General features: G+C 67.4%; 19 protein-coding genes. 8 read left to right on the top strand and 11 right to left on the bottom strand.

Features of this window, described 5'->3' with window-relative positions; translation table 11 throughout:
• Positions 1-17 precede the first annotated feature (17 nt).
• The 10 genes from OCH7691_RS13380 to OCH7691_RS13335 all read right to left on the bottom strand — a co-directional run bounded on the left by OCH7691_RS13380 (position 18) and on the right by OCH7691_RS13335 (position 11,707).
• On the bottom strand, positions 18-1,187 hold the full coding sequence (locus tag OCH7691_RS13380; RefSeq protein WP_085884027.1) for an ABC transporter substrate-binding protein: 1,170 nt from the start codon (positions 1,185-1,187) through the stop codon (positions 18-20).
• 148 nt (positions 1,188-1,335) lie between these two features.
• Positions 1,336-2,244 (bottom strand): LysR substrate-binding domain-containing protein, encoded by a 909-nt coding sequence (locus OCH7691_RS13375; protein ID WP_085884026.1) that lies wholly within the window; start codon positions 2,242-2,244, stop codon positions 1,336-1,338.
• Between the two features lie 40 nt (positions 2,245-2,284).
• Complete coding sequence (locus tag OCH7691_RS13370) at positions 2,285-2,989, bottom strand: Crp/Fnr family transcriptional regulator (protein ID WP_085884025.1); 705 nt, start codon at positions 2,987-2,989, stop codon at positions 2,285-2,287.
• A gap of 95 nt (positions 2,990-3,084) precedes the next feature.
• Positions 3,085-4,029, bottom strand: a complete 945-nt coding sequence (locus OCH7691_RS13365; RefSeq protein WP_217807979.1) for an FAD:protein FMN transferase — start codon at positions 4,027-4,029, stop codon at positions 3,085-3,087.
• 3 nt (positions 4,030-4,032) lie between these two features.
• Positions 4,033-4,560, bottom strand: a complete 528-nt coding sequence (locus OCH7691_RS13360) for a nitrous oxide reductase accessory protein NosL (RefSeq protein ID WP_085884024.1) — start codon at positions 4,558-4,560, stop codon at positions 4,033-4,035.
• Positions 4,557-5,378, bottom strand: coding sequence for an ABC transporter permease (locus OCH7691_RS13355; protein ID WP_085884023.1), 822 nt, complete (start codon positions 5,376-5,378; stop codon positions 4,557-4,559). Before OCH7691_RS13355 ends, OCH7691_RS13360 begins: the two co-directional genes overlap by 4 nt.
• Positions 5,375-6,271: an ABC transporter ATP-binding protein gene (locus tag OCH7691_RS13350; RefSeq protein WP_085884022.1), complete on the bottom strand. Its 897-nt coding sequence runs from the start codon at positions 6,269-6,271 to the stop codon at positions 5,375-5,377. The genes OCH7691_RS13355 and OCH7691_RS13350 overlap by 4 nt, the downstream gene beginning before the upstream one ends.
• A complete protein-coding gene (locus tag OCH7691_RS13345; protein ID WP_085884021.1) occupies positions 6,268-7,536 on the bottom strand; it encodes a nitrous oxide reductase family maturation protein NosD in 1,269 nt (422 codons plus the stop codon). The genes OCH7691_RS13350 and OCH7691_RS13345 overlap by 4 nt, the downstream gene beginning before the upstream one ends.
• A 3-nt stretch (positions 7,537-7,539) precedes the next feature.
• The gene (gene nosZ / locus OCH7691_RS13340; RefSeq protein WP_085884020.1) at positions 7,540-9,441 is read right to left on the bottom strand and encodes a TAT-dependent nitrous-oxide reductase; all 1,902 of its coding nucleotides are present in this window, start codon (positions 9,439-9,441) and stop codon (positions 7,540-7,542) included.
• Complete coding sequence (locus OCH7691_RS13335; protein WP_085884019.1) at positions 9,434-11,707, bottom strand: NosR/NirI family protein; 2,274 nt, start codon at positions 11,705-11,707, stop codon at positions 9,434-9,436. The genes nosZ and OCH7691_RS13335 overlap by 8 nt, the downstream gene beginning before the upstream one ends.
• A gap of 133 nt (positions 11,708-11,840) precedes the next feature.
• On the opposite strand from OCH7691_RS13335, the gene OCH7691_RS13330 reads away from it, so the two are divergent.
• Entirely contained in the window at positions 11,841-14,231 is a 2,391-nt protein-coding gene (locus tag OCH7691_RS13330; protein WP_085884018.1) for a thiamine pyrophosphate-binding protein, read from the top strand.
• Between the two features lie 40 nt (positions 14,232-14,271).
• Here the strand turns inward: OCH7691_RS13330 and OCH7691_RS13325 are convergent, their stop codons facing one another.
• Complete coding sequence (locus OCH7691_RS13325; protein WP_085884017.1) at positions 14,272-14,697, bottom strand: MarR family winged helix-turn-helix transcriptional regulator; 426 nt, start codon at positions 14,695-14,697, stop codon at positions 14,272-14,274.
• Between the two features lie 95 nt (positions 14,698-14,792).
• On the opposite strand from OCH7691_RS13325, the gene OCH7691_RS13320 reads away from it, so the two are divergent.
• From OCH7691_RS13320 to OCH7691_RS13290, 7 genes are all read left to right on the top strand, one after another.
• Complete coding sequence (locus OCH7691_RS13320; protein ID WP_085884016.1) at positions 14,793-15,950, top strand: substrate-binding domain-containing protein; 1,158 nt, start codon at positions 14,793-14,795, stop codon at positions 15,948-15,950.
• A 183-nt stretch (positions 15,951-16,133) separates the two neighbouring features.
• Positions 16,134-17,774, top strand: coding sequence for a flotillin family protein (locus OCH7691_RS13315; protein ID WP_176245050.1), 1,641 nt, complete (start codon positions 16,134-16,136; stop codon positions 17,772-17,774).
• Positions 17,774-19,000: an urea ABC transporter substrate-binding protein gene (locus tag OCH7691_RS13310; protein ID WP_085884014.1), complete on the top strand. Its 1,227-nt coding sequence runs from the start codon at positions 17,774-17,776 to the stop codon at positions 18,998-19,000. The genes OCH7691_RS13315 and OCH7691_RS13310 overlap by 1 nt, the downstream gene beginning before the upstream one ends.
• Positions 19,001-19,067: 67 nt before the next feature.
• Positions 19,068-19,934, top strand: coding sequence for an ABC transporter permease subunit (locus tag OCH7691_RS13305; RefSeq protein ID WP_085884013.1), 867 nt, complete (start codon positions 19,068-19,070; stop codon positions 19,932-19,934).
• Positions 19,934-20,959, top strand: a complete 1,026-nt coding sequence (locus OCH7691_RS13300; protein WP_085884012.1) for a branched-chain amino acid ABC transporter permease — start codon at positions 19,934-19,936, stop codon at positions 20,957-20,959. The genes OCH7691_RS13305 and OCH7691_RS13300 overlap by 1 nt, the downstream gene beginning before the upstream one ends.
• Positions 20,956-21,672 carry an ABC transporter ATP-binding protein gene (locus tag OCH7691_RS13295; RefSeq protein WP_085884011.1) on the top strand — a complete coding sequence of 239 codons (717 nt, stop codon included), beginning with the start codon at positions 20,956-20,958 and terminating at the stop codon, positions 21,670-21,672. The genes OCH7691_RS13300 and OCH7691_RS13295 overlap by 4 nt, the downstream gene beginning before the upstream one ends.
• Before the next feature lie 7 nt (positions 21,673-21,679).
• The gene (locus OCH7691_RS13290) at positions 21,680-24,193 is read left to right on the top strand and encodes an amidase (RefSeq protein WP_085884470.1); all 2,514 of its coding nucleotides are present in this window, start codon (positions 21,680-21,682) and stop codon (positions 24,191-24,193) included.
• The last annotated feature ends 53 nt before the right edge of the window (positions 24,194-24,246 follow it).

Genomic DNA, 24,246 nt, shown 5'->3' with positions numbered 1-24,246 from the left:
TGTCGGAACCGTCGGGATCAGCGGCCGCCGATCACGCCGATATAGTCGGAAACCCAGCGGTAGTAGGGCACGCACTGACCCTGGCTTTCGCACTTGGAGACCGGCGTCTGCCAGAACTTGATCCGGGCGAAGTCCTCGAAGCCGTTGGTCTTGCACCCCTCGTCGCCGAGCAGCTCGTTGCCCTTGCAGGCGGCCGGGACCGCCGGCACCGAGCCGAACCAGGCGGCGAGGTCGCCCTGCACCTTGGGCGACAGCGAATGCTCCATCCACATGTAGGCGCAGTTCGGGTGGGCCGCGTCGGCATGCATCATGGTGGTGTCGGCCCAGCCGGTCGCTCCCTCGACAGGGATGGTCGAATCGATCTTCTGGCCTTCGCCCTTGAGCAGGTTGACCTGGAATGGCCAGGAGCCCGAGGCGACCACGCCCTCGTTCTTGAAGTCGTCGATCTGGATGAAGGCGTCGTGCCAGTAACGCGAGACCAGCTTGCGCTGTTCGCGCAGCAGGTCGAGGGCTGCCTTGTACTGATCCTCGTTGAGCTCATAGGGGCTTTTGATGCCGAGTTCCGGCTTGTGGTGCATCAGGAAGTTGGCGGCGTCGGCGACGTGGATCGGACCGTCATAGGCCTGGACCCGGCCGGCATTCGACTTGCCGTCGTCGAGGGTCATTTCCTCGAACACGACCTTCCAGCTCTTGGGCGCCTCCTTGAAGGCCTCGGTCGAATACATCAGCACGTTCGGACCCCACTGGTAAGGGGTGCCGTAATGGGTTCCGTCGACGGTGTGCCACGGGGCATTCTGAAGCCGCTCGTCGACCGTCGACCAGCTCGGGATCAGCGCCGTGTTGACCGGCTGGACGCGCTTGCCGGCGATCAGCCGGAGCGAGGCGTCGCCAGACGCGGTGACGAGGTCGAAACCGCCCTCGTTCATCAGCGCGACCATCTCGTCGGAGGTATTGGCGCTCTTGACGTTGACCTTGCAGCCGGTCTTCTGCTCGAAGGCGGTCACCCAGTCGAACGCCTTGTCGGTCTCGCCGCGCTCGATATAGCCCGGCCAGGCGACGATATCGACCTGGCCTTCGCCCGAACCGAGCTTGCTCATCATTTCCGCCGCGGCGGCATCGATACTCGTGCCGGCACCGAAACCGGCGATGGCGGCGAGCGCGACGCCCGCCTTCAGGATAGATTTCATGGATCGACCCTCCCGGGAAGCTCGTGGGCGCGGGACGCGGCAATGGCTTCCTCTCCGGATCGATGGTTCTCCCTCCGGGTCGGTTTCGCAATTTTATTATTCAGAATGAGGCTATCGGTTTTTCCGATATCGATGGCCCTTCGGCCAATCAGCGTTGCCGCACCGTGCGGTGCGTCTGGGCGGCGGCGATGAAGTCCCGCGCGGCGGGCGGCAGTGGCGAGCCGCGCCGCCAGGCGATGCCGACCTGGACCGTCGGCAGGCGGCCCGACACGTCGCGCGATTCGATGCGATCGCCTTCCAGCGACCATGGCCTGTAGACCAGGTCGGGGAGCAGCGCAATGCCGGCCCCGGTTGCGACCAGGCTGCGCACCGCCTCGACCGACCGGGTCCGGAAGGCGACGTTCGGGCGGGCGCCGACGGCGGTCAGCAGGGTCGCCGTGCTTTCCTCGATCTCGTCGAGGGCGAGCATGATCAGCGGCTCGCTGGCGAGGTCCGGGGCGGCGATCGCGTCCTTGGTGGCGAGCGGATGGCCAAGCGGCAGCCAGAGCCGGAACGGCGAGACCTCGAAGATGTCGATCTGCAGCGCCATGCGGTCGCGCAGGCTGGAGACCACCATGACCGCGACATCAAGCTCGCCGCCGACCAGCAGATGCTCCAGGTAGTCGCCGTTGTCCTCGATCGCGGTGACGGTGACGTCCGGGTTGGCGCGGCGATAGCGGGCGAGCAGGTCGGACAGGACGTAGCCCGCGACCAGCGAGGTGACGCCGAGTTGCAGCCGCCCGCCGGCAGCACTCCGCTCGTCGGCGAAGCTGCGGCGGGCGTCCGAGACATTGGCCAGGATCTTGGTCGCGTGGCGCAGGAACTGGTGGCCCTTGTTGGTGATCGAGAGGCCCCGCGAATGACGCTCGAACAGCCGGACGCCGAGATCGTTCTCGAGATCGCGGATCGCCTCGGTGACCGAGGATTGCGAGATCGACAGGTTCTGGGCGGCGCCAGAGACCGTGCCCTGTTCGGCGGCGGCGATGAAATACTGCAGTTGCCGGAGGGTGAAGGCCATCAGACCCGATCTCTCCAACCGGCCATCGCCCGCTGGCAGGTCATTGGGCGCGGCTCCAGGCTTCCGAGCGATCGGTTTCCGCGTAGTCGCGCAGCGTCTCGATATCGCCGATCGCGGCGTGATACTGGTTGACGATCACGCCATGCTGCCGGAGCCGGGCAAAGGCGCGCGACAGGCTTTCCGGCGACATGCCGAGCCGCCCGGCGATCAACGCCTTGTCATAGGGCAGCGTGACCGTGCAGGCGCCCTCGCTGACCGGGCAGAGCTCGACGAGGAACTCGGCAACCCGCTGCGGGCCGGTCTGCGCCTTCAGCTGTTCGATCTGGGCAACCAGCGCGTGGAGATGGCGAAAGGTCGCGCCGAGGATCGCAACGCAGAGCTCCGGGCGCGCAACCATTGTTTCGAGCAGGTATGCCGCGCTTACCCGCAACAGGCGACAGTCGGTGACGGCCTCGGCGCCGACCGGGTAGACATCGCCGCGAAAGGCTGCTGCCTCGCCGAAGCTCTGGCCCTTCGTGAAGACGCCGACCACCGCCTCGTTGCCGGCACTGGTCGAGCGGAACAGCTTGATCCAGCCGTCAAGCACGACATAGACATACGTCGCCGGGTCGCCGTGCAGGAACAGCATGCCGCCGCTGTCGATCGTGTGTATCGTCGCCCGGCCGAGAACGAGTTCCGCCAGATCGTCCGGCAGGCTCGCGAATAGCACTGCCTCGCGGGCGATCTCCTTGTCCGACTGCGTCATTGGCTCACCGGCGTCGCTTCCGTCGCAGGACAGCGTAGCGCCTGCCGGCGGGACAGCCTAGGGGCTCCGTTCGACGGCCGGAGGAGAGATCCCGATCAGGTCAGCATCACGTCGATGTGCGGCGGTCGGGCGGCCTCGATCGCGTCCCGCTCCATCAGGCAGAAGGCGGTCGAGTAACCGTCGGCCTCGGCCGCACTCGGCGCGCGGACGACGACCCGGCTCCAGGTCCCGCCCGGATGCCCGCTCGACGGATCGATGATATGGCCGACCCGTCCGGCCCCGTCGAGACGGGTGCCGAGCGGGGCCGAGACCGCCAGCGCACCGTCGCGAAGATCAACCTTGCCATCGGTCCGTTCCGACCCGTCGGCGGCGCGCAAGCCGACACGCCAGGGCGTGCCGTCGGGGCGACTGCCGAGGGCGCGGACCTCGCCGGTCTCGACCAGCACGTTGCCGAGGCCCTGCGCGCGGAGCCAGTCAGAAACCCGGTCGGCGATATAGCCTTGCGCGATACCGTTGAGCGTCAGCGCCATACCCGGGCGGTCGAAGGCGATCTCGTCGGCGTCGTAGCGGAGATGCCGCCAGCCGCAGGTATCCCGGGCGGCGGCTAGCTCGGCATCGCCGGGCAGGCGGGGCGGCCGTTCGCTGAGACAATGGGCATGCAGCGCCCAGAGTGGCTGAACGGTCGGGTCGAAGCGGCCGCCGGTTCGCCTGTTGATCGTTTCGGCGGTCGACAGCAGCCGGAGCAGGTCGGCCGGCGGATCGTCGAGCCTGCCGGCGGCGTTCAGCCGGCTGAGCAGGCTTTCTCGACGGTACAGGCTGAAGATCGCCTCGAGACGATCGATCTCGTTACGGCAACCGGCGATCAGGCGACCGGCCTCGGCCGGGTCGGGATGTTGGAAAGTGAGCGAGGCATGGGCGCCGAGCGCTATGCCCTGCCAGCGGCGGGAGGCCGTCGCGGCGGCGCTTGCCGCGGGAACGTTCCCCGAGGCAAGCAAGGCGGCGGAGACGGTCAGGAAACGGCGTCGGTTCAGGTGCAGCATCGATCAACCCTCGGCAGGCGCCGGCGCGGCGCCGATTTCGACGGGCGCGAGGACCGCCTCGTCGGGAATATCCGTCAGTCCCGCGACATGGCCGCCGAAACGGGCGGCGAAGGCGTCGGCCCCCGCGCGGCTGCCGAAGGGGACGATCTCGGGGGCGCCCATGCCGCCGACGCGGTTGCTGCCGATGACGAAGAACGCGCCTTCGGCGGCGATCCAGTTGTCCCGGCCGGGCTCGTTCCAGCTCGGGGCAGCCGCCATGTCGTTCACGTAGATCGCGCGGATCCCGGCACTCTGCTCCGGCATGCGGAGATAGGCGATGGCGTCGCGGACCTGCGAGAAGAAGATCGGATGGGCGATCCCGGCGAGGTGGATCTGCGCCTTCGGCCCCGGATGTTCGACCAGGTTCATCTGGCAGAAATGGCCGAGCGCGTCGGCGTCGAGCGTCACCGCGGGCGGGCGGGTTGCCGCGGTCTCGTCCCGGCAGCCCGCGGCGAGCAGGATCAGGGCCAGGAGGACAGCCAGCCGGATCATGGCGTCACCCGGCGGAAGACGAGATGGGCAAAGGCGAGCGCCAGCAGCGGCCAGGCGAGGATCGCGACCAGCGTGGCGGCGGGGGGCATACTGGCGGCGGCGCCGTCGACGCCGGAGGCAAGGGCGGTCGCCTCGGACGCGGCGAGGTTGAACAGCCGGAAGGCATCGGCCGGGTTGGCGGCGAGAAGCCAGGGAAAGAAGTCGACCGTGAACGTCCCGCCGCCGTCGGTGACGATCGCCGCGAGCAGGGCGATATCGTAGAGCACGACGACGACCAGCCAGACGGCGATCGCGAGCCCGGCCGCCGCGCCGGGTCGTCGGGCGACGGCCGAGAGCGCGTAGCCGATACCGAGGAACGCGGCACCGAGGACGGGCGCGGTCCAGAACAGGCGGAACAGCGCCGGCAGGCCTACGCTCGCTTCGGGGTCCGCGATCAGCGCTATGGCAGCGGCGGTGCCGAAGCCGATCGTCGCGGCAAGCGCCAGGATGCCGAGATGGGCGATGAACTTGCCGGCGAGGATTTCCGCCCGGCCGACCGGATAGGTCAGCATCAGCGCCAGCGTCCCGCGTTCGCATTCGCCGGCAACCGCGTCGAACGAGAGCAGGAGTGCGAGCAGGGGAAGCAGGTAGACCCCGAGGCTGATCAGGCTCGCCACCGTCACGGTCAGGCGGTCGACGCCGAGCGTGCCGGTCGCGGCCGTTCCGGCGACCGTCAGCACGACCGCGAACAATGTCATCATGACGATCGCGATCGCGACCCAGCGGTTGCGGAGCGCGATCCGGAACTCGCTCGCCGCCAGCGCGAGGATGCTGGTCATGGCCGTTCCTCCCGGCTGAAAAACGCGTAGATGTCCTCGAGGCTCGGCGGGGCGACCTCGATATCCTCGATGAGCGGGCCGAGGGCGGCAATCGCGCCGATCCGGTCGAGCTTGTCTTCAGGGGCGCACAGGATATCGACGCCGACCCCGTTGATCCGGCTGCCGGCGAGCGAGGCCGCGACCCTGTCGGCGTCGCCGGCCCGGGCGACGACATGCAGGCGCACCGGCAGCGCCGAGCGGCTACGCAGGGCGGCAAGGGGCGCATTCGCGACCAGGCGGCCCCGTCGCATGATCGCGATCCGGTCGGTTTTCGCCTCGACCTCGGTGAGCGCATGGCTCGACAGCAGGATCGCGGCGCCGTCGCCGGCGAGTTCTTCCAGGATGGCATAGAACTCCCGGCGCGAGACCGGGTCGAGGCCGCTGGTCGGCTCGTCGAGGACGAACAGCCGCGGCCTGCCGATCAGTGCCTGGGCAAGTCCGAGGCGCTGGCGCATTCCCTTGGAATAGGTGCCGATCCGGCGATCCGCCGCCTCGTCGAGGCGGACCCGCGCAAGCAATTGCCCGGCGGCGTCCGGCGCGGCACGGCGCAGGCGGCAGAACAGGCGAAGCTGCTCGCGGCCGGTCAGTGCCGGATGGAAGGCGACATTCTCGGGCAGGTAGGCGACGAAACGCCGGGCCTCGGCGCTGCCCGGTCGGGCGCCGAACACCGAGATCGTGCCGCGATCGGCCGGCATCAGCCCAAGGATGATCTTCATGAGGGTGGACTTGCCGGCCCCGTTGTGGCCGAGAAGCGCCACCCGTTCGCCGGCGGCGACGGTGAGCGACAGGTCGTCGACGGCTTTCAGGGTGCCGAAGGACTTGTCGGTACCGGAGAGTTCCAGCGTGTCGGTCATTGCCGGCTCCAGAGTCGCGTCGGGATCGTGACCGGCCGCATCAGCGGTCGGCTGTCGGTGACGCCGCCGGGCAGGAGGGCGGGGAACGCGGCCTGGCTCCAGCGGATGAGCTGCACCGCCGGCGCGCCGAGCAGCAGTTTCGCCGCCGGCTGCGACCAGAGAATGTGATCCATCAGGTCGTTCGGCCGGTAGGCGGTGTCGGCGATTCCGTCGCCGTCGAGGTCGTAGGCGGCGTGATCGGACCAGTAGTTGCCGCGGCCGGCGGCGCTCCAGTCGACCCGGCGCGAGCCCACGTATTTCACCTGGTGCCGGTTGCCGATGAAGGCGTTGCCCGAGATCGTGTTGCGCTCGGACCCGGCGGTGAAATGAATGCCGATGGCGCAGCCCTCGAAGCGGTTTCCGGACAGGCTGTTGCGGTGCGCGTTGTAGAGGAAGACGCATTTCTCGGCGCCGCCCCGGATCAGGTTGCCCTCGATCCGGGCATCGTTCGCATAGTTGAGCAGCAGGCCGTGATCGCGGTCGCCGATCGACTGGTTGCCGACGATCGTGAGGCCCTTCGAGAACATCAGCGCGAAGCCGAGGTGGTTGCCTTCCGAGAGGTTGTCCGAGACCTCGGAATCGTTGGCATACATGTAGTGGATCGCGAAGCGGAGATCGCGGAAGCGATTGCCGGTGAAACTGTTGCGGGAGGAGGTGTTGACGAAGATCCCGTCGCGCCCCCAGCGCACGTCATTGCCGATGATCCGGGCGCCGGGTGCGTTCCAGACATAGATGCCGTTGCCGCGATCGTTCATCCGGTGGTCCCGGCGGCCCTCGATGCGGTTGCCGGCGACGAACGCGTCGCGGGCGCCATGGACATCGACGCCGACCAGGTTGCCGAACAGGCTGTTATCGGTGACCGAAGCGCGGGTCGCCTTCTTCGTCAGCCTGACGGCCGCGTCGAGGGTCTCGTTGGAGGAACCCGAGCCGGCGATCTCCAGTCCCCGGACGGTCACGTCGGGGGCGTTGACGGTGATCACCGAACCGGTGCCGTCGCCCTCGATCCGGGCCCGGCCGCCGCCGTCGAGGGTGAGGGGGGCCAGGATCAGGATCGGGCCCCGATGCAGGCCGGGCGCGAGGCGGAGAAGATCCCCCGCCCCGGCCGTCGCGATTGCCCGCGCCAGCGCCCCCGGCCGGTCGGCATCGGCCGGCACGTCCCGTGCCGTCGCGCCGGCCGGGCCGGCGGTCAGGCAGATCAGGAACCCGAGGGCAATGAGCGCGCGCATGGATCAGGCCGCGCGCGGCTCGACCAGCATCCGGCCGCGCATCTCCATGTGGAGCGCGTGGCAGAACCACTGGCAATAGAACCAGTGCACACCCGGCCGGTCGGCGGTGAAGGTGACCGAGGCGGTCGCCTGCGGGCCGACCTCGAAGGCGATCCCGTAATTGCCGAGCGTGAAGCCGTGCGTCAGGTCGTCCACATCGTCGATGTTGGTGATGTAGATGGTGACCTCGTCGCCCTGCCTGACGGTGAACTTCTCGAGCGAGAAGGTCGGGGCCGACGAATACATGTAGACGCGCACCTTGTTGCCGTCGCGGATCGGTTCGTCGGCGCCGTCCTCCAGGTCCACGCCGTCCGCGGCGGCCTGCTTGCGGGCGTCCTCCCACATCGGGTCGTCGCGGTTCCAGATGCTGAGCGGCGAGACGATCGAGCGGTGGACGATGATGCAGTCATGCGGCTCGGCGAAGGTCGGGCTGTCATGAACGACGACCGGCGGATCCTGGGTGATATCGATCAGCTGCTCGTTCTCGGGCTTCAGAGGCCCGACATTGATGAACCGGTCCTTGGAGAACTTGTTGAGCGAGACCAGCCATTTGCCGTCCGCGTCCTTGGTTTCGCCCATCGAGGTGTGGTTGTGACCGGGCTGATACTGGACATCGACCTTGGAGATGATCGGGTCGACATTCTCGCCGGCATGCTGGCGCACCGCCTTCTCGATGTTCCACTGGCACATCTGGCTGTCGAGGAACAGCGTCGTGAAGGCGTTTCCCTTGCCGTCGAAGGCGGTGTGGAGCGGGCCGAGGCCGAGTTCCGGCTGGGCGACGATGCAGGACAGCGGATCGGCGCCCTCGAATATCGCCTCGACCTTGTTGACGTCGATCACCGAGACCGTCGGCGAGAGCTTGCCATTGATCACGACATACTTGCCGTCGGGCGCGGTATTGCAGCCGTGCGGGCTGTTCGGGACCGACACGTAGCGGGTCAGTTCCGAGCCTTTCCGGCCGTCGAGCACCGGGACGCCGTTGTAGGTCTTGTAATCGCCGGCCGCGACCGCCGCCTCGATGCGCTTGATGTTGAAGATCACGACATGGTCGGTCTCCGACTCCGTCATCTCGGCCAGGGTTACCCCTTCCTCGGAATTGTAGCAGGTCGAGAAGGCGTATTTCCCCTGGTAGTCGGCGTCGCAATTGTCGAGATTGCCGCTGACGATGACCTGCCAGCTGACCTTCATCGTGTCGCCGTCGATGGCGGTGAAGATCGAGACGTATTTCTCCGGTTCGTCGAGGATCATGCCGTCGTTCGGCAGCGGAACGCGATGCTCCCCGTTGGCGAAGACATAGCCGGTCCGCGGGAATTTCTGCGGCCGCAGGCCGTGAATGTCTGAGGCGTTCGGGATCTCGATGATCTTGTCGCATTTCATGACGTCGCAACGGATCCGCGCGACCCGCGTGTTCGCCTTGTCGTTCATGAACAGGTAGCGACCGTCATAGGTGCCGTCGGTGAACGACATGTGCGGATGATGCAGGTCGCCGTTCATGTAGGTTCCGCCGCGGCTGGCGAGGAACTCCCGTGTTTCCGGCAGCAGGTCCTGAGTCAGGATCTTGAGGCTTTCGTTGGTCTGACCCCAGCCGGTCGCGGAGCAGCGGTTGAAGACCGGCACGCGCATCAGTTCGCGCATCGACGGCATGCCGATGATGCGAAGCTCGCCGCACTGGCCCGAGGACCAGAAGCCGTAATATTCGTCGAGTTCGCCGGGCGCGAGTTCGACGCCTTTGGCGGCGGCCCTGGCCGGTGTCGGAGAGGTCAGCGACAGCACGCCGCCGGCCGTTGCCGTGAGTACCGCGCCGCCGGCCGAAGCGCCGAGCAATGCCCGGCGGGTGAGTGCCAGATCGTTCCTGTTCTCAGACATTCCCGTTCTCCTTCGTGGAGGGTTGTGCCGCGGCTGGCAGCGGCGCCGGATGGCGCGCCGTGGCGGACGCCCGGGTGCTGTCCCGGAGCGCATCGAGGCGTTTGAATTTCTTGATGACCACAGGGCATTTGCCCTTGTGCTGGTAGAGCACCTGGCAATGCATGCAGTTCAGGCATTCGTTGGGGTTGATCTCGCCGGTCGGATGGATCGCCTGGACCATGCATTCATGGGCACAGATCTGGCAGGGATTCCCACATTCGTGATAGCGCTTGAGCCAGTCGAACATGCGGATCCGGGCCGGGATCGCGAGCGCCGCGCCGAGCGGGCAGAGATAACGGCAGTAGAAGCGCTCGACGAAAAGGCCGATCCCGAGCAGGCCGACGGCGAACAGGACGAACGGCCAGTCGCGCTGGAACTTCAGGATGATCGCGGTCTTGAACGGTTCGACCTCGGCGAGCGCCTCGGCCGCCGGGATCGACATCAGCGAAACGCCGAACAGGGCCATGAAGACGATGTATTTTACCGGCCAGAGCCGCTCGTGCAGGCCCCAGGGGAGGTGCCATTGCGGGATCCGCAGGAACTTCGCCAGCCGGTTGGTCAGTTCCTGTAGGGCGCCGAACGGGCAGAGCCAGCCGCAGTAGGCGCCGCGTCCCCAGAACAGCAGCGCGGCGGCGACCGCGCCCCACAGGATGAAGACCAGCGGGTCGAGCAGGAAGGCGTCCCAGGTGAAGCCGGTGCGCAGCGTGCCGACGAGCGCCAGCAGGTTCACGACCGAGAGCTGCGCATTCGCATACCAGCCGAGGAAGACCAGCGTGACCGACAGGAAGCCGATCCGGAACCAGAACACGAAGCGTTCGGAGCGGGTGAACCAGAGCTGGAAGAAGAAGGCGCCGGTGAGCGTCGCCAGCATGAGGAGGAGGGCGCCGATCTCGATCTTCCGGTCGCGCCAGATCCGTTGCCACAGGGCCGCTTTCGCGGCCGCTTCGCTGTCCGCGTCGACGAGCGGCGCGACGACTGCCGTATTGCCGGTCGCGCTGGCGGGCGCGGCGGCCGGCAGCAGGTAAGGCTCAGGCAGGCGATAATCGAGATCGAAGGTGAGAAAGCTCTTCTTCACCGGGCCGACGGCCCGGTTGACGAGCAGCTGCAGTCGCCACGGCTGGGCCGGATCGAAGCCTGATTCGGCGGGAATGCGGAACAGGTCGAGCTCGGTGAAGCTCGGCGCGCCGCCGGCGGCGAGGGCGCCGAGGCGGCGGTGCTGGCGGTCGCGGAAGCGCACCGCGACGTCGCCCTGGATCAGCTGCACACGGTCGAAGATGCCGCCGCGCACATAGCCGGAGCCCTTGAAGGAATAGCGGCCGCGGCCGGCCAGCAGGATCGCCTGATCCCCTTCGCCGAGCCACGTCCGCAGGTTGTCGTATTCGGCGTCGCCGAGCAGGCTGTGGCCGATCGTCGGCACACTGACCAGCGCCGCCTGCAGGTCGATGTAGAGGTCGGACGGATTGCCCGGCTCCGGCCGCGCCGCCGCCAGTTCGTCGCCCGAGGCGGCGAAGGCCTCGTTGACCTGGCCGACATCGAGGGCGAGACGGCGGATCGAGCCGTCGCCGGCCAGCGTCTGCCAGTCGACGACCCTGTCCTGCGCCGGGTCCAGTTCGCGCCGGACGACCGGCTGTTCGGTGCCGGCGGCGAGCCCGCCGAGCCCGAGCGCGCGGGCGACCTTGATGCCCGAGCGCACGATCGAATCGTCGATCACCATGATCGTGACCGTCGCGCCGGAGATGATGTCGAGATCGTGCGCGTCGCCGCCGGCCGCCACCTCCGCCGCGAGGTCGAGGCCGGTATAGCTTTCCGTCAGCGCCTGGATCTTCCGGTTGGGGATGCCGATCAGGACGATCGGCTCGGCATGCTTGACGAGGCGAGCCCCGGTCAGCCTGGCGTCCGGCGAGACCGCCGCCACGACATGGATCGGCTTGCCGGAATAGCCGGTCGTACCGACGAAGTCGGAGGTCAGGAAGGCCCAGGCGATGATCTCCCGGCCGCGCAGGATCGGCATGACCGGGAGGTCCTGTCGCATCGGCCCGAAGCTTTCGCCGCCGGCCGCGAGATCGGCCGGCAACAGGTCGGCGATGTATTTCGGCAGAAGCGGCGTCGACTGGGCATGGATCGCCGTCGACCCGGCAACGCACAGCCCGAGAATCAGCGCCAGCAGGGTCGCCTGGCGATAGAGGGTTCCGGCCCGAATGCCGGAAAGTATCCCGGAAAGCGTCATTGTCCGTCCTCGTGGTTCGAGGTGACAATTGCGCCCGATCGGCGGTTCCGGCATTGACTTTGGTCAATTCGCCGGGAGGATGGGTTGCCGTTGCGGCAACAGGCCGGAGTTGGGGAGGAGATCGTCGGTGTCGATGCGTAAAGAACTGGACATGCTGCATGAAATCGAGCGCAAGCTGCTCTGGCTTTCCTGCTGGACGATCCACAACGCCAACCATCTGCGGGAGAAATCGGACGGCCTGAAGGTCGGCGGTCACCAGGCGTCCTCGGCCTCGATGGTCTCGATCATGACGGCGCTCTATTTCCATGTCCTGCGGCCGGAGGACCGGGTCGCGGTCAAGCCCCATGCCTCGCCGGTTTTTCACGCGATCCAGTATCTCGCCGGCAACCAGACGCGGGCGAAGCTCGAGGCCTTCCGCGGTTATGGCGGCGCGCAGTCCTATCCCAGCCGGACCAAGGATATCGACGATGTCGATTTCTCGACCGGCTCGGTCGGTCTCGGCGTCGGGATCACCGCCTTCGCGGCGATGATCCAGGACTATCTCGACGCCAAGGGATGGCGCGGCGGTCGGCCGAAGGGGCGGATGATCGCGCTGGTCGGCGATGCCGAACTCGACGAGGGCAATGTCTACGAGGCCCTGCAGGAAGGCTGGAAGCACGATCTCCGCAACACCTGGTGGGTGATCGACTACAATCGCCAGAGTCTCGACGGCGTCGTCCGCGAGGGCCTGTCGGACCGGATCGAGGCGATCTTCGGGGCCTTCGGCTGGGACGTGGTGATCCTGAAATACGGCGCCCTTCAGCGCGCCGCGTTCGCCGAGCCGGGCGGGGAGGCGCTTCGCGACTGGATCGACACATGCCCGAACGCGCTCTATTCGGCGCTCACCTATCAGGGCGGCGCGGCCTGGCGGAAGCGGCTCAATGCCGATCTCGGTGGCAACGCCAAGGCGCTGGCGTTGGTCGAGCGGCGTTCCGACGACGCGTTGCAGGCGCTGATGTGCAATCTCGGCGGCCATTGCCTGGAAAGCCTGATAGAGGTTTTCGAGGGCATCGATCATGATCGTCCCGTCGCCTTCGTCGCCTACACGATCAAGGGCTGGGCGACACCGCTCGCCGGCCACAAGGACAACCATTCCGGCCTGATGACGCCCGACCAGATGGCCGAGTTCCAGGCCGCCATGAAGATCCGCGCCGGGCACGAGTGGGAGCCCGCCGAGGGGCTCGGCATCTCGGCCGAAACGCTTGACCGCGCGGTCCGGGAGAGCGCCTTCTTCGCCCGCGGCACCCGTCGCTTCGAGGCATCGACCCTGCCGGTCCCCGATCTGCCGGCGCCGGCCGACCGGGCGATCTCGACCCAGGCCGGGTTCGGCAAGATCCTCGACGTGCTGGCCAAGGGCGATGCGGCGCTGGCGGCGCGTATCGTCACCACGTCGCCGGACGTCACGGTCTCGACCAATCTCGGCCCCTGGGTCAACCGGCGCGGCCTGTTCGCCCGCGACGAGATCGCCGATACCTTCCGCGACGAGCGCGTGCCCTCGGCGCAGAAATGGCGGTTCTCGACGAACGGCCAGCATATCGAGCTCGGCATTGCGGAGATGAACCTGTTTCTGCTGCTCGGCGCGGCCGGGCTGTCACATTCGCTGTTTGGCGAGCGGCTGCTGCCGATCGGCACGCTCTACGACCCGTTCATCGCCCGCGGCCTTGATGCCCTGAACTACGCCTGCTACCAGGATGCCCGGTTCCTGCTGGTGGCAACGCCGTCGGGCGTCACGCTGGCGCCGGAAGGTGGCGCGCACCAGTCGATCAGCAGCCCGCTGATCGGTCTCGCCCAGGACGGCATCGCCGCCTTCGAGCCGGCCTATGTCGACGAGCTCGCGATCATCATGGCCTGGGCCTTCGACTACATGCAGCGGAACGGCGAGGGCGATCCGGACGAGCGCACCTGGCTTCGCGACGAGACCGGCGGCTCGGTTTACCTCAGGCTCTCGACCCGCACACTCGACCAGCCGCAGGGCCGGGCCGGGGCGGACTTCGCCGGCGGCGTCATCGACGGCGCCTACTGGCTGCGCGAACCCGGTCCCAATTGCGAGGTCGTGATCGCCTACCAGGGCACGGTCGCGCCGGAGGCGCTCGAGGCGGCCGGCCTGATCGGCGAGGACCGGCGCGATATCGGCGTGCTCGCGGTGACCTCGGCCGACCGGCTCAATGCCGGCTGGACGGCCGCCTTGCGGGCGCGCAAGCGCGGCAACGCCGGCGCGATGAGCCATATCGAGCGGCTGCTGGCGCGGTTGCCGCGACATTGCCTGCTGGTGACCGTGATCGACGGCCATCCGGCGACGCTCGCCTGGCTGGGCTCGGTCCAGGGCCATCGCACCGTGCCGCTCGGGGTCGAGCATTTCGGCCAGACCGGCACGATCGCCGATCTCTATCGTCACCACGGGATCGATGCGGCAGCGATTGTCAGCGCGGTCGCCGAACTGACCCCGGGGCGCAATCCGGCCCGGCGCTTCGCCGTCGTCGGCTGAACCTGCGACCGGCCGGCGGCATGCCGCCGGCCGTCACGCCTCAGTTGGCGTGATCGAGCGTATCGAGAATCTGTTTCAGCCGCGCCACGTCGCGCTTGCCGAGTTTGCGGTTGAGTGCCTCGTCATGGGCGTCGACCGCTTCCTTGATGCGGTCGTGGAGCGCCCGGCCGCTCTCGGTGATGAAGACCAGCACCCGGCGCGCGTCGTTGATGTCCGGCAGGCGATGGACCAGCGCGTTCGAGACCATCTTGTCCAGCATCTTGGTCAGCGCCGGATGGTTCATCAGGACCAGCGAGGCGAGTTCGCCCATCGAGCGGCCGCGGCCGTCGCTCAGGATGTCCAGAACCCGCCAGTGTTCGACCTGCACGCCTTCTTCCTGCAGCAGGTCGTCAAGTTCGCCGTGCAGGCGCCGGTGCGCCCGCGCGACCTGGTAGACCAGGTAATCGGCGATCGTGTCGTTGGCCATTGTCGAAGCTAGTCCCGTAACGCGTTCAGAAGAATTTGCACATCTCTCAAAGCTTGATATTGTTTAATTTGGAAAAGAACAAGGGTCAACACGGGATGGGCTTCACGGAAGGCGACGATCCGCACATTGCGGACAGTCGCCCCGGCTGGCAGGAGAGCAGGCTGCGCCAGGCGCGGCCTCGCAGTCGTGGCGACGACTGGATCGGGCAGGAAGATCGTTACCGCATCGGGCTGTTCGTACCGATGAGCGGCGCGGCAGGGCTCTGGGGGGCGTCCTGCGTCGCTTCCGCCCAGCTTGCCGCGCACGAGATCAACGCGCGGGGCGGGATCGCCGCGCGCGAGGTGGAATTCGTTCTCGTGGATGCGAGCGACGAGACCGGCCTCGCGGTCGAGCACGGCGCCAACGACCTGATCGAGGACAATGCCATCTCGGCGATCGTCGGCATGCATCTGAGCTCGGTTCGCCAGCGCCTGAACAAGATCGTCGGCGCCCGCGTACCCTATGTCTATACCCCGCTGTACGAGGGCAACGAACGGACCCCGGGCGTGTTCGCGATCGGCGAGACGCCCGAGGACCAACTCCGGCCGGCGATCCGGCACCTCAGCGCCACCCGCAAGGTTCGGCGCTGGGCGCTGATCGGCAACGACTATGTCTGGCCGCGCGCCTCGAACGCCTTCGCCCGCGACTATATCGACGAGAATGACGGCGAGGTGGTGTTCGAATGCTACGTGCCGTTCGGCTTCCCGGAAATCGAGCGGCTGGTCGAACATGTCGCGACGTGCGGCGCCGATGCGGTGCTGATCTCGCTGATCGGCCAGGACGCGGTCGAGTTCAACAGGCTGTTCGGGGCCGCCGGGCTCGACCGGCGGGCAATCCGCCTGTCGGCGGCGATCGAGGAGAGCGGCCTGCTCGCCATGGGGGCGGAGAACACCAAGCGGCTGTTCGCCGTCTCGAGCTATTTCGGGGGGCTGCGGACCGACCGCAACATCGCCTTCAAGGAACGCTATTTCGCCTGCCACGGCGAGTATGCGCCGGTCCTCAACGCGCTCGGACAGTCGCTTTACGAAGGGGTCAATTTCCTGGCCGCCGCGGTCGCCCAGGCCGGTCCCGGCATGGCGCTCGCGCCGAACCAGCCGCTCGAATACGTCAGCGCCCGCCAGGGACGCTACTGGGACAACCAGAAGAAGGCGCTGCCGATCTATCTTGCCCGCGCCGACGGTCATCTTTTCGCGACCCCCGAACGGATTTTCTGAGCCGCGACCAGGCCGTCGACCGGGAGTCTCGCCAGCCTTTCCGTGGCTTTCGGCCGGGTTCGCAGAAATGTTGAAACGGAAAATAAAACACTTGAAATAGAAAATAAATGATGCGTAGATCTCGGCGTTGATCCGATTGCGTCCGGCCGTGCATGGCCCCGGATGCGGAGGGGGGAGGACACCGTGCTCTGGCTTTTGCTCGTTCTCGGCCTGATCGTCGCCATCGTCCTGGCGGTGCTTTTTCTCAATCGCTTCTACGTCAAGAGCGGACGTGACACGGCGCTGATCCGGACCGGCGCCGGCGGGCGCCTGGTGGTCATCGACGGCGGTTGCCTGGCGCTCCCGATCCTCCACAAGGTGGATGTGATCGCGATGAACACGCAGCGCCTCGACATCGCCCGGGCCGGGCGCCAGTCGCTGATCACCGAGGATCGCCTGCGGCTTGACGTCGAGATGGAATTCCATGTCCGCGTGATCCCGACGGCCGAGGGCATCGCCACCGCCGCCCAGGCCTTCGGCGCGCGTTCCCTGCGTGGCGGCGAGTTGCAGCGCCTGATCGAGGGCAAGCTGATCAACGCCATGCAGGCGGTCGCCGCCGAGCGCACCATGGAGGCGCTGCACCAGGGAAGGGCCGCCTTCGTCAACGCGGTCGCGGCCCTCCTTGCCGAGAATCTCGGCGAGAGCGGGCTGAAGCTCGATGCCGCGTCGCTGGTCCATCTCGACCAGACGCCGTTCGCGGCGCTCGACGAGAACAACGTCTTCAACGCGGTCGGCATGCGGAAGCTTGCCGAGATCGTCTCCGACAACCGCAAGGCGCGCGCGCGGATCGAGGCCGAGGCCGATATCGTCGTTCGCGAGACCCAGCTCGAGCAGGCGCAGCGCCGCATCTCGCTGGAACAGCAGCATCGCGAGTCGGAGATCGCCCAGCGCCAGGCGCTGCAGGAGCGCGAGGCCGAGAGCGATGCCGGGATCGCGCAGAGCCGGAGCGACGCCGACCGCAGGATCGAGGCGGCGAAAATCGCGCGCGAGGCGGCCCTGAAACAGGCCGAGATCGCCCGCGACCGCAGCCTGCGCGAACAGGAGATCGAGGCCCTGCACGCGGTCGAGTTCGCCGAGATCGACAGCGCGATCCGGCTCGCCGCCAAGAAGGCGGACGAGACCCGCGCGGCGGCGGAATCGGAGAAGGCGCGGGCCGAGGTCGTGCTGGCCCAGGAACATGTCCAGACCCAGAAGGACCAGGCCGCCGCCGAACGTTCCCGCGAGATCGCCCTGATGAAGGCGCGCGAGGCCTCCGAGGTCGAGAAGTCGCGGATCAAGACCCAGGTCGACAACCTGGTCGCGATGGCGCAGGCGGAAGCGAATGCGACCGAGCTTCGGGCCGGCGCCGAGCGCGCCCGCATGTTGGCCGAATCGGAAGGGAAGTCGGCGCTGATCCAGGCCGAGAACGGGCTCAGCGAGCCGGTCATCCGCATGAAGCTCGACATGCACCGGCTCGACCGGCTGCCCGAGATCGCCACGCAGATGATGAAGCCGGTCGAGAAGATCAAGTCGATCCGCATCAACCAGATCGCGGGCCTCGGCGGCAACGGCGGCGGCGGCGGCGGTTCGGGTGCGGGCGAGGGGATCAGCGGACCCTTCGACCAGGCCCTGCAGTCGATCCTCGGCATGGCGGTGCAGCTTCCGGCGATGCGTCGGATCGGCGAGGAGATCGGTCTCGACATGGATGTCAATCTGGCCGGCCGGGTTCAGGAGAGCGCCAGCCGGTCGGCGCAGCGCGGCACGGTCTCGGGCGGCGCCCCCAACCAGAAAACGGAGGACAACTGATGAACCTGACCCGACGCGACCTGCTGGCGGGGGCGGCTGCCCTTGCCACGACGACCAGCCTCGTACCCTGGGTTCCGGCGCATGCCGCCGAGATGATCAAGCTCGGCTCGATCCTCGACACCTCCGGCATCTTCGACGCCTACGGTAAGCCGATGCAGAAGGCGACCGAGCTCGCCGTGGCGGAGATCAACGCCGCCGGCGGCCTGAACGGCGAGAAGATCGAGCTCGTCTCCTACGACACCCAGTCGGACATGGCGCTCTATACGCAGTACGGCCAGCAGCTTGCCCGCCAGGACAAGGTCGACGTCGTCCATGGCGGCATCCTGTCGGCCTCGCGCGAGGCGATCCGGCCGACGCTCCGCAAGAGCAAGACGCTCTATTTCTATAACGTCCAGTACGAGGGCGGGGTCTGCGACCGGAACATCTTCATCACCGGCGTCACCCCGGCACAGCAGGCCGCGGTGCTGATCCCGAACGTCGTGAAGGACTGGGGCAAGAAGGTCTATATCCTCGCGGCCGACTACAATTACGGCCAGATCACCGCCAAGTGGGTGACCAAGTATGCGCAGGAAGCCGGCGGCGAGGTAGTCTCGACCGACTTCTTCCCGCTCGATGTCGCCGATTTCGGCTCGACCATCGCCAAGATCCAGAGCGCGGCGCCCGACCTGATCGTCTCCGCCCTGGTCGGCGGTGCGCATCTGTCCTTCTACCGCCAGTGGGCGGCGGCCGGCCTCAACAAGAAGATCCCGATGGCCTCCACCACGATCGGCGTCGGCAACGAACACAAGGTGCTGACACCGGAGGAAGGCAACGGCATCCGCGTCGCCTACAACTACTCGCACGAGCTGGCGAGCCCGACCAACCAGGCCTTCCTGAAGAAGTGGGCGGAGAAATTCGGCAACACCGACGACATCCACGAACTCGCGGTCTCGACCTACCAGGGCGTCTGGCTGTGGGCCGAGGCGGTCAAGAAGGCGGGGACGCAGGACCGCATGCCGGTGATCGAGGCGCTGGAGGCCGACCTGTCCATCGAGGGGCCGGGCGGCAAGGTGACCATCGATCCGAAGACCCATCATGCGACGCTGGACGTGCATCTGATGGAATTCCAGGACCAGAAGATGAAGGTTCTCGAGGATTTCTCGCAGCGCCCGCCGCTCGATACACAGGCGGTCTGCGACCTCCAGGCCAATCCGGACGACAACCAGCAGTACGAAATCAAGATCTGAGCCGGGTGCGGGGGCGGCCACGGCCGTCCCCGCAACCCCTTCGACAGCCCCAAGCGCGAGGAGCCCGATGGATCTCGCGGCCGTCATTCTTGTCGAAATTCTCTATGCGGTGGCCAGCCTGGTGCTGATCGGCGCCGGGCTTGCGGTGGTCTTCGGCATGATGCGGGTGATCAATCTCGCGCATGGCGAGTTCATGATGATGGGCGGTTACGCGACCATCGTCGCGGTCAATCTCGGCATCAACGTCTATGTCGCGATGATCATCGTCGCGCCGATCGTCGTCGGGCTGATCGGCCTCGTCGTCGAAAGGCTGGTGATCCGCCATCTCTACGGCCGGCTGGTCGACACGATGCTGGCGACATGGGGGCTCAGCCTGCTCTTCATCGGCCTGGTGACGATGATCTTCGGTAACACGACGACCGGCATCTCGACGCCGATCTCGGGCCTCACGATCGGCGCCTACCAGATCAACGGCTACAACTTCTTCATTATCGTCGTCGCGGTGATCCTTCTGCTCGCGGTCTTCGCCGTGCTGCGCTGGACACGTGTCGGCCTGGTCGCGCGCGGCACGATGCAGCGATCGGACATCGCCTCGGCGATCGGCCATAACACGTCGCGCATCTACATGGTGACCTTCGTCGCCGGATCGGCGCTCGCCGGGCTGGCGGGCGGCATCCTGGCGCCGCTGGTCGGTCTCGTGCCGTCGAGCGGCGGCGCCTATATCGCCAAGGCCTTCATCACCGTGATCGTCGGCGGGCCGTCGATCATCGCCGGGCTGATGTCGAGCGCCGGTCTGCTCGGCGTGGTCGCCCAGATCTTCACCTTCGCCGCGACCCCCGTGGTCGGCGAGGTGGCGCTGCTGATCGCCGCGGTGATCCTGCTCCGCCTGCTGCCGCAGGGGATCACCGGGCGCTTCCTGAAGGGCCGTCTCTGATGCGCCCGGGCGAGGCTCTGTCGATCTGGCGGGCGATGGCGATCGGCGCGGTGGCGCTGATCCTGCTGCCGTTCGTGATGCAGTATTACACGCTCACCGTGCTGGTGATCTACGGGATGCTGGGGCTCAGCCTCGGCCTCGTCTGGGGCTTCGGCGGCATCCTCTGCTTCGGCCAGGCGGCGTTCTACGGTCTCGGTGCCTACAGCTACGCCATCGCCGCGGTCAATATCGGCGAGAGCAGCGTGCCCTTCATCCTCGGCATCGTGGTGCCGGCGCTGTTCGCGCTGGTCCTCGGCGCGATGATGTTCTACGGCCGGCTCTCGGACGTCTATCTCGGCGTGATCACGCTCGTGGTGACGCTGATCTTCTTCAAGTTCATGAATGCCACGGCGGGCTCCGCCCATGTCATCGGCGATGCCCGGTTGGGCGGATTCAACGGGATCCCGGGCTACCAGACCCTGAACGTGCCGGGCAGCCCCGACGATTATCTCTACGACGACCGGCTCTACATCGTCTGCGCGGTGGCGCTCCTGCTGGTCTACGGGCTGGTCCGCTGGCTGCTCGCCAGTCCGTTCGGCCGGGTCTCCGTCGGCATCCGCGAGAACGAGCTGCGCGCCGAGCTTCTCGGCTATGACGTTCGGGCGCGGAAGACCCTGCTGTTCGCCGTCGGCGGGGCGATCGCCGGGCTCGCCGGCACGCTCTATGCGAGCTGGGCGGAGATCGTCACGCCCGGCCTGTTCAGCCTCGGCCAGTCTGCCGAGATCATCATCTGGTGCATCGTCGGCGGCCTCGGCACGCTGGCCGGACCGATCTTCGGCGCGGTGGCGCTCGGCTACCTGAAATTCCTCCTTGGCCAGCAGTCGATGGTCGACAATTCGATCGTGCTCGGCCTGATCCTCGTGCTCGTCGTGCTGCTCCTGCCGCGCGGCATCGTGCCGACCATCCGCGACCTGTTCTTCCGGACCTTCGGCCGCCGCCGGCGCCGCTCGCGACGCCCGGCCCGGCGCCAGGACAACGCGTCATGAGCCAGATCGTCGTCGAGACCCAGGGCCTGTCGATGCGCTTCGGTGGCGTCACCGCGGTCGACAATGTCGACTTCCAGCTCCGCGCCGGCGAACTGCGCTGCCTGATCGGGCCGAACGGGGCCGGCAAGAGCACCTTCTTCAAATGCCTGACCGGTCTTCTGCGCCCGACCGAGGGCGAGGTGATGATCCGTGGCGAGACCACGACCGGCTTCGATCCGCATCGCATCGCGCGGCTCGGCGTCGGCATCAAGACCCAGGTGCCGAGCGTCATGGACGGGCTGACGGTCGCCGAGAATGTCTGGATCTCGGCCCAGCGGGTGCATTCGGCGCCCGAGGCCCGGCTCGCCGTGGAGGAGATGATCGAACGCTTCGATCTCGGCGACATCGCCGAACGGACCGTCGATCGTCTGGCCCACGGCGAGCGCCAGCGGGTCGAGCTGGCGACGGTGCTGGCCGCGAAACCCTGGCTGGTGCTGCTCGACGAGCCGGCGGCCGGCATGACGGCGGAGGAAGTCGAACGGATGTCGGCGATCATCCGCGACATCAACCGCCACGCCGCGCTGATCATCGTCGAGCATGACATGCAGTTCATCCGCGCCATCGCCGACCGGGTGACGGTCTTCTACCAGGGCGCGGTGCTGGTCGACGACCAGGTCGACCGGGTGCTCGCCGACCGGCGGGTGCGCGACGTCTATCTCGGCAAGAAGGCATGAGGTGCCGATCGTGAACACGGCGACCGAACTTCTCGAGGTCAAGGGCCTGCATGGCGGCTACGGGCGCATTCCGGTCCTGCACGGCATCGACCTGGCGGTCGGGTCGGGCGAGATCGTGGGTGTGCTCGGCCATAACGGCATGGGCAAGTCGACCCTGCTGAAGACGATCATCGGCCTGCTGCCGGCGAAGAGCGGATCCATCCGCTTCGACGGCCAGGACATCGGCAAGCTTTCGGCGCATGAGCGCGCCCGGCGCGGCCTCGGTTATGTGCCCCAGGGTCGCGGCGTGTTCCCGAAGCTCAGCGTTCGCGACAACCTGCGGATGGCCTTCCAGGAGGTCGGCGGCGACGACGAGAATGCGACGATCGAGCGCGTGCTGGACAGTTTTCCCCAGGTCCGCCGCCTGATCGATCGGGAGGGCGGCGCGCTGTCCGGCGGTGAGCAGCAGCTGCTGGCGCTGGCCCGCGCGATGATGGGCGATCCCTGGCTTCTGCTGCTGGACGAGCCGACGGAGGGGATCCAGCCGTCGATCATCGAGGAAATGGAGCAGACCCTGACGGGCCTGCAGGCTGATCGCGGGCTCTCGATCCTGCTGGTCGAGCAGAATTTCGAGTTCATCCATGCGCTTGCCGACCGCGTCCTGGTGCTCGAGCGGGGCCGGATCACCGCCGAGATTTCCGGCGCCGACCTGCAGCAGAAGGGCCGGGTCGAGGAGTTTCTCGGCTTCGGCGCGGCGCGGACGACCGGGCGGATGACTGTAGCGCGGACACCGCCGAAAGCGTCGCCCGCCGCGGCGACGCAACCGGCAGGCGCCCCGGCGGCGGCGGTCTTCGACGCGCCGCTCCGTCACCCGTCCGGCGAGCGACGGGACCCGGGCGCCCGGTTGCCCGAGGCGGAACGGATGCCGTTGCGCCCGGCCCCGCCGCCATCCCGATCCGCGGTGCCGGCCGGCGCGCGGCCCGCGACCTCTTCAACCTTCAGCCCGGCGACAGCGAAGGCGACGACAATGAGCGTGAAACGACCGACCCTCGGCCAGATGCGCGAGATGAGCGAACGGCTCCGGCTGTCGATGAGTGACAGCGATCTCGCGGAATACCTCGCGGTCATGGAGCCCTACATGGAGGCCTACGACCGGCTTGCCGCGGCGCCCGACTTCCTGCCGGAGGTGAAATATCCCCGTTCCCCCGGCTACCGGCCGGACGCCAGCGAGAATCCGCTCAACGCCTGGTACTACAAGACCGACATCAAGGGCGCGGCGGACGGCCCGCTGCGCGGCAAGCGGATCGTCCTCAAGGATACCGTCTGCCTGGCCGGCGTGCCGATGATGAACGGCTCCTCGATCATGGAAGGCTACGTGCCGGAGATCGACGCCACCATCGTCACCCGCATGCTCGATGCCGGCGCGACCATCGTCGGCAAGTCCCATTGCGAATACCTCTGCCTGTCCGGCGGCAGTCACACCAACGCCACCGGTCCGGTCCACAATCCCTACAAGCACGGCTACATGGCCGGCGGCTCGTCGAGCGGTTCGGCGGTGCTCGTCGCGACCGGGGAGGTGGACATGGCGATCGCCGGCGACCAGGGCGGCTCGATCCGCATTCCGTCGAGCAATTGCGGGACTTACGGGATGAAGCCGACGCACGGCCTCGTGCCCTATACCGGCGTGATGCCGGTCGAGCAGACGATCGACCATGTCGGCCCGCTGACCGCCAATGTCGCCGACAACGCGCTGCTGCTCGAGGTCCTGGCCGGCGAGGACGGCCTCGATCCCCGGCAATACAAGCCGCGCACCTATCGCTACACGGAGGCGCTCGGCAAGGGCGTGCAGGGGCTCCGGATCGGCATCCTGCGCGAGGGCTTCGGCCGGCCGGAAAGCGAGGCGGACGTCGACGAGAAGGTTCGCGCCGCGGCCGAGCGCTACCGCGAACTCGGCGCCCGGGTCGAGGAAATCTCGATCCCCGATCATCTTCTGGTGCCTGACTACTGGACCGCGATCACGGTCGAGGGCCTCCAGGACATGATGATGCACGGCAATACGTCGGGCACCAACCATCGCGGCCTGTTCCTGCCGAGCATGGTCGACCATTTCGCCAACTGGGAAAACCGGGCCGACGAGCTTTCCTCGAGCCTGAAGACCTGCATGTTCCTCGGCGAGTATTTCCAGACCCGCTATCGCGGCCGCTTCTACGGCAAGGCGCAGAACCTGATGCGCCGGGCCACGCTGCGCTACAAGGAGGCGTTCCGCGCCTACGATCTCCTGCTGTTGCCGACGCTGCCGATGAAGGCGCAGGAGATCCCGCCGCCAGACGCGGCGCTCGCGCTCTACGTGCAGCGGGCGTTCGAGATGGTCGGCAACACCGCGCCCTTCAACAGTTCGGGCTTTCCGGCCATGTCGTTGCCTTGCGGCATGAGCGAGGGCCTGCCGGTCGGCATGATGCTGGTGGGCAAGAATTACGACGAGATGACGATCTATCGGGCCGCGCACGCCTTCGAGCAACTGGGCGACTGGCGGGCGATGTAGCGCCTGCGGCACGGCGGGCCTGGGCTCGCCGGCGGCGGCGAGGGAGGTGACGG

Origin of the sequence: Oceanibacterium hippocampi (genome assembly GCF_900172325.1) — a bacterium.
Classification (GTDB): domain Bacteria; phylum Pseudomonadota; class Alphaproteobacteria; order Sneathiellales; family Sneathiellaceae; genus Oceanibacterium; species Oceanibacterium hippocampi.
Note: the sequence above shows the minus strand (reverse complement) of the source record. Positions and strands in the feature narration are given on the sequence as shown.

Coding starts and splice junctions, on each gene's coding strand:
- OCH7691_RS13310 (WP_085884014.1), top strand. CDS start 17,774: ATGAACCTGACCCGACGCGACCTGCTGGCGGGGGCGGCTGCCCTTGCC.
- OCH7691_RS13335 (WP_085884019.1), bottom strand. CDS start 11,707: ATGACGCTTTCCGGGATACTTTCCGGCATTCGGGCCGGAACCCTCTAT.
- OCH7691_RS13355 (WP_085884023.1), bottom strand. CDS start 5,378: ATGACCAGCATCCTCGCGCTGGCGGCGAGCGAGTTCCGGATCGCGCTC.
- OCH7691_RS13365 (WP_217807979.1), bottom strand. CDS start 4,029: ATGCTGCACCTGAACCGACGCCGTTTCCTGACCGTCTCCGCCGCCTTG.
- OCH7691_RS13325 (WP_085884017.1), bottom strand. CDS start 14,697: ATGGCCAACGACACGATCGCCGATTACCTGGTCTACCAGGTCGCGCGG.
- OCH7691_RS13370 (WP_085884025.1), bottom strand. CDS start 2,989: ATGACGCAGTCGGACAAGGAGATCGCCCGCGAGGCAGTGCTATTCGCG.
- OCH7691_RS13305 (WP_085884013.1), top strand. CDS start 19,068: ATGGATCTCGCGGCCGTCATTCTTGTCGAAATTCTCTATGCGGTGGCC.
- OCH7691_RS13380 (WP_085884027.1), bottom strand. CDS start 1,187: ATGAAATCTATCCTGAAGGCGGGCGTCGCGCTCGCCGCCATCGCCGGT.
- OCH7691_RS13300 (WP_085884012.1), top strand. CDS start 19,934: ATGCGCCCGGGCGAGGCTCTGTCGATCTGGCGGGCGATGGCGATCGGC.
- OCH7691_RS13330 (WP_085884018.1), top strand. CDS start 11,841: ATGCGTAAAGAACTGGACATGCTGCATGAAATCGAGCGCAAGCTGCTC.
- OCH7691_RS13375 (WP_085884026.1), bottom strand. CDS start 2,244: ATGGCCTTCACCCTCCGGCAACTGCAGTATTTCATCGCCGCCGCCGAA.
- OCH7691_RS13360 (WP_085884024.1), bottom strand. CDS start 4,560: ATGATCCGGCTGGCTGTCCTCCTGGCCCTGATCCTGCTCGCCGCGGGC.
- OCH7691_RS13345 (WP_085884021.1), bottom strand. CDS start 7,536: ATGCGCGCGCTCATTGCCCTCGGGTTCCTGATCTGCCTGACCGCCGGC.
- OCH7691_RS13320 (WP_085884016.1), top strand. CDS start 14,793: ATGGGCTTCACGGAAGGCGACGATCCGCACATTGCGGACAGTCGCCCC.
- nosZ (WP_085884020.1), bottom strand. CDS start 9,441: ATGTCTGAGAACAGGAACGATCTGGCACTCACCCGCCGGGCATTGCTC.
- OCH7691_RS13295 (WP_085884011.1), top strand. CDS start 20,956: ATGAGCCAGATCGTCGTCGAGACCCAGGGCCTGTCGATGCGCTTCGGT.
- OCH7691_RS13350 (WP_085884022.1), bottom strand. CDS start 6,271: ATGACCGACACGCTGGAACTCTCCGGTACCGACAAGTCCTTCGGCACC.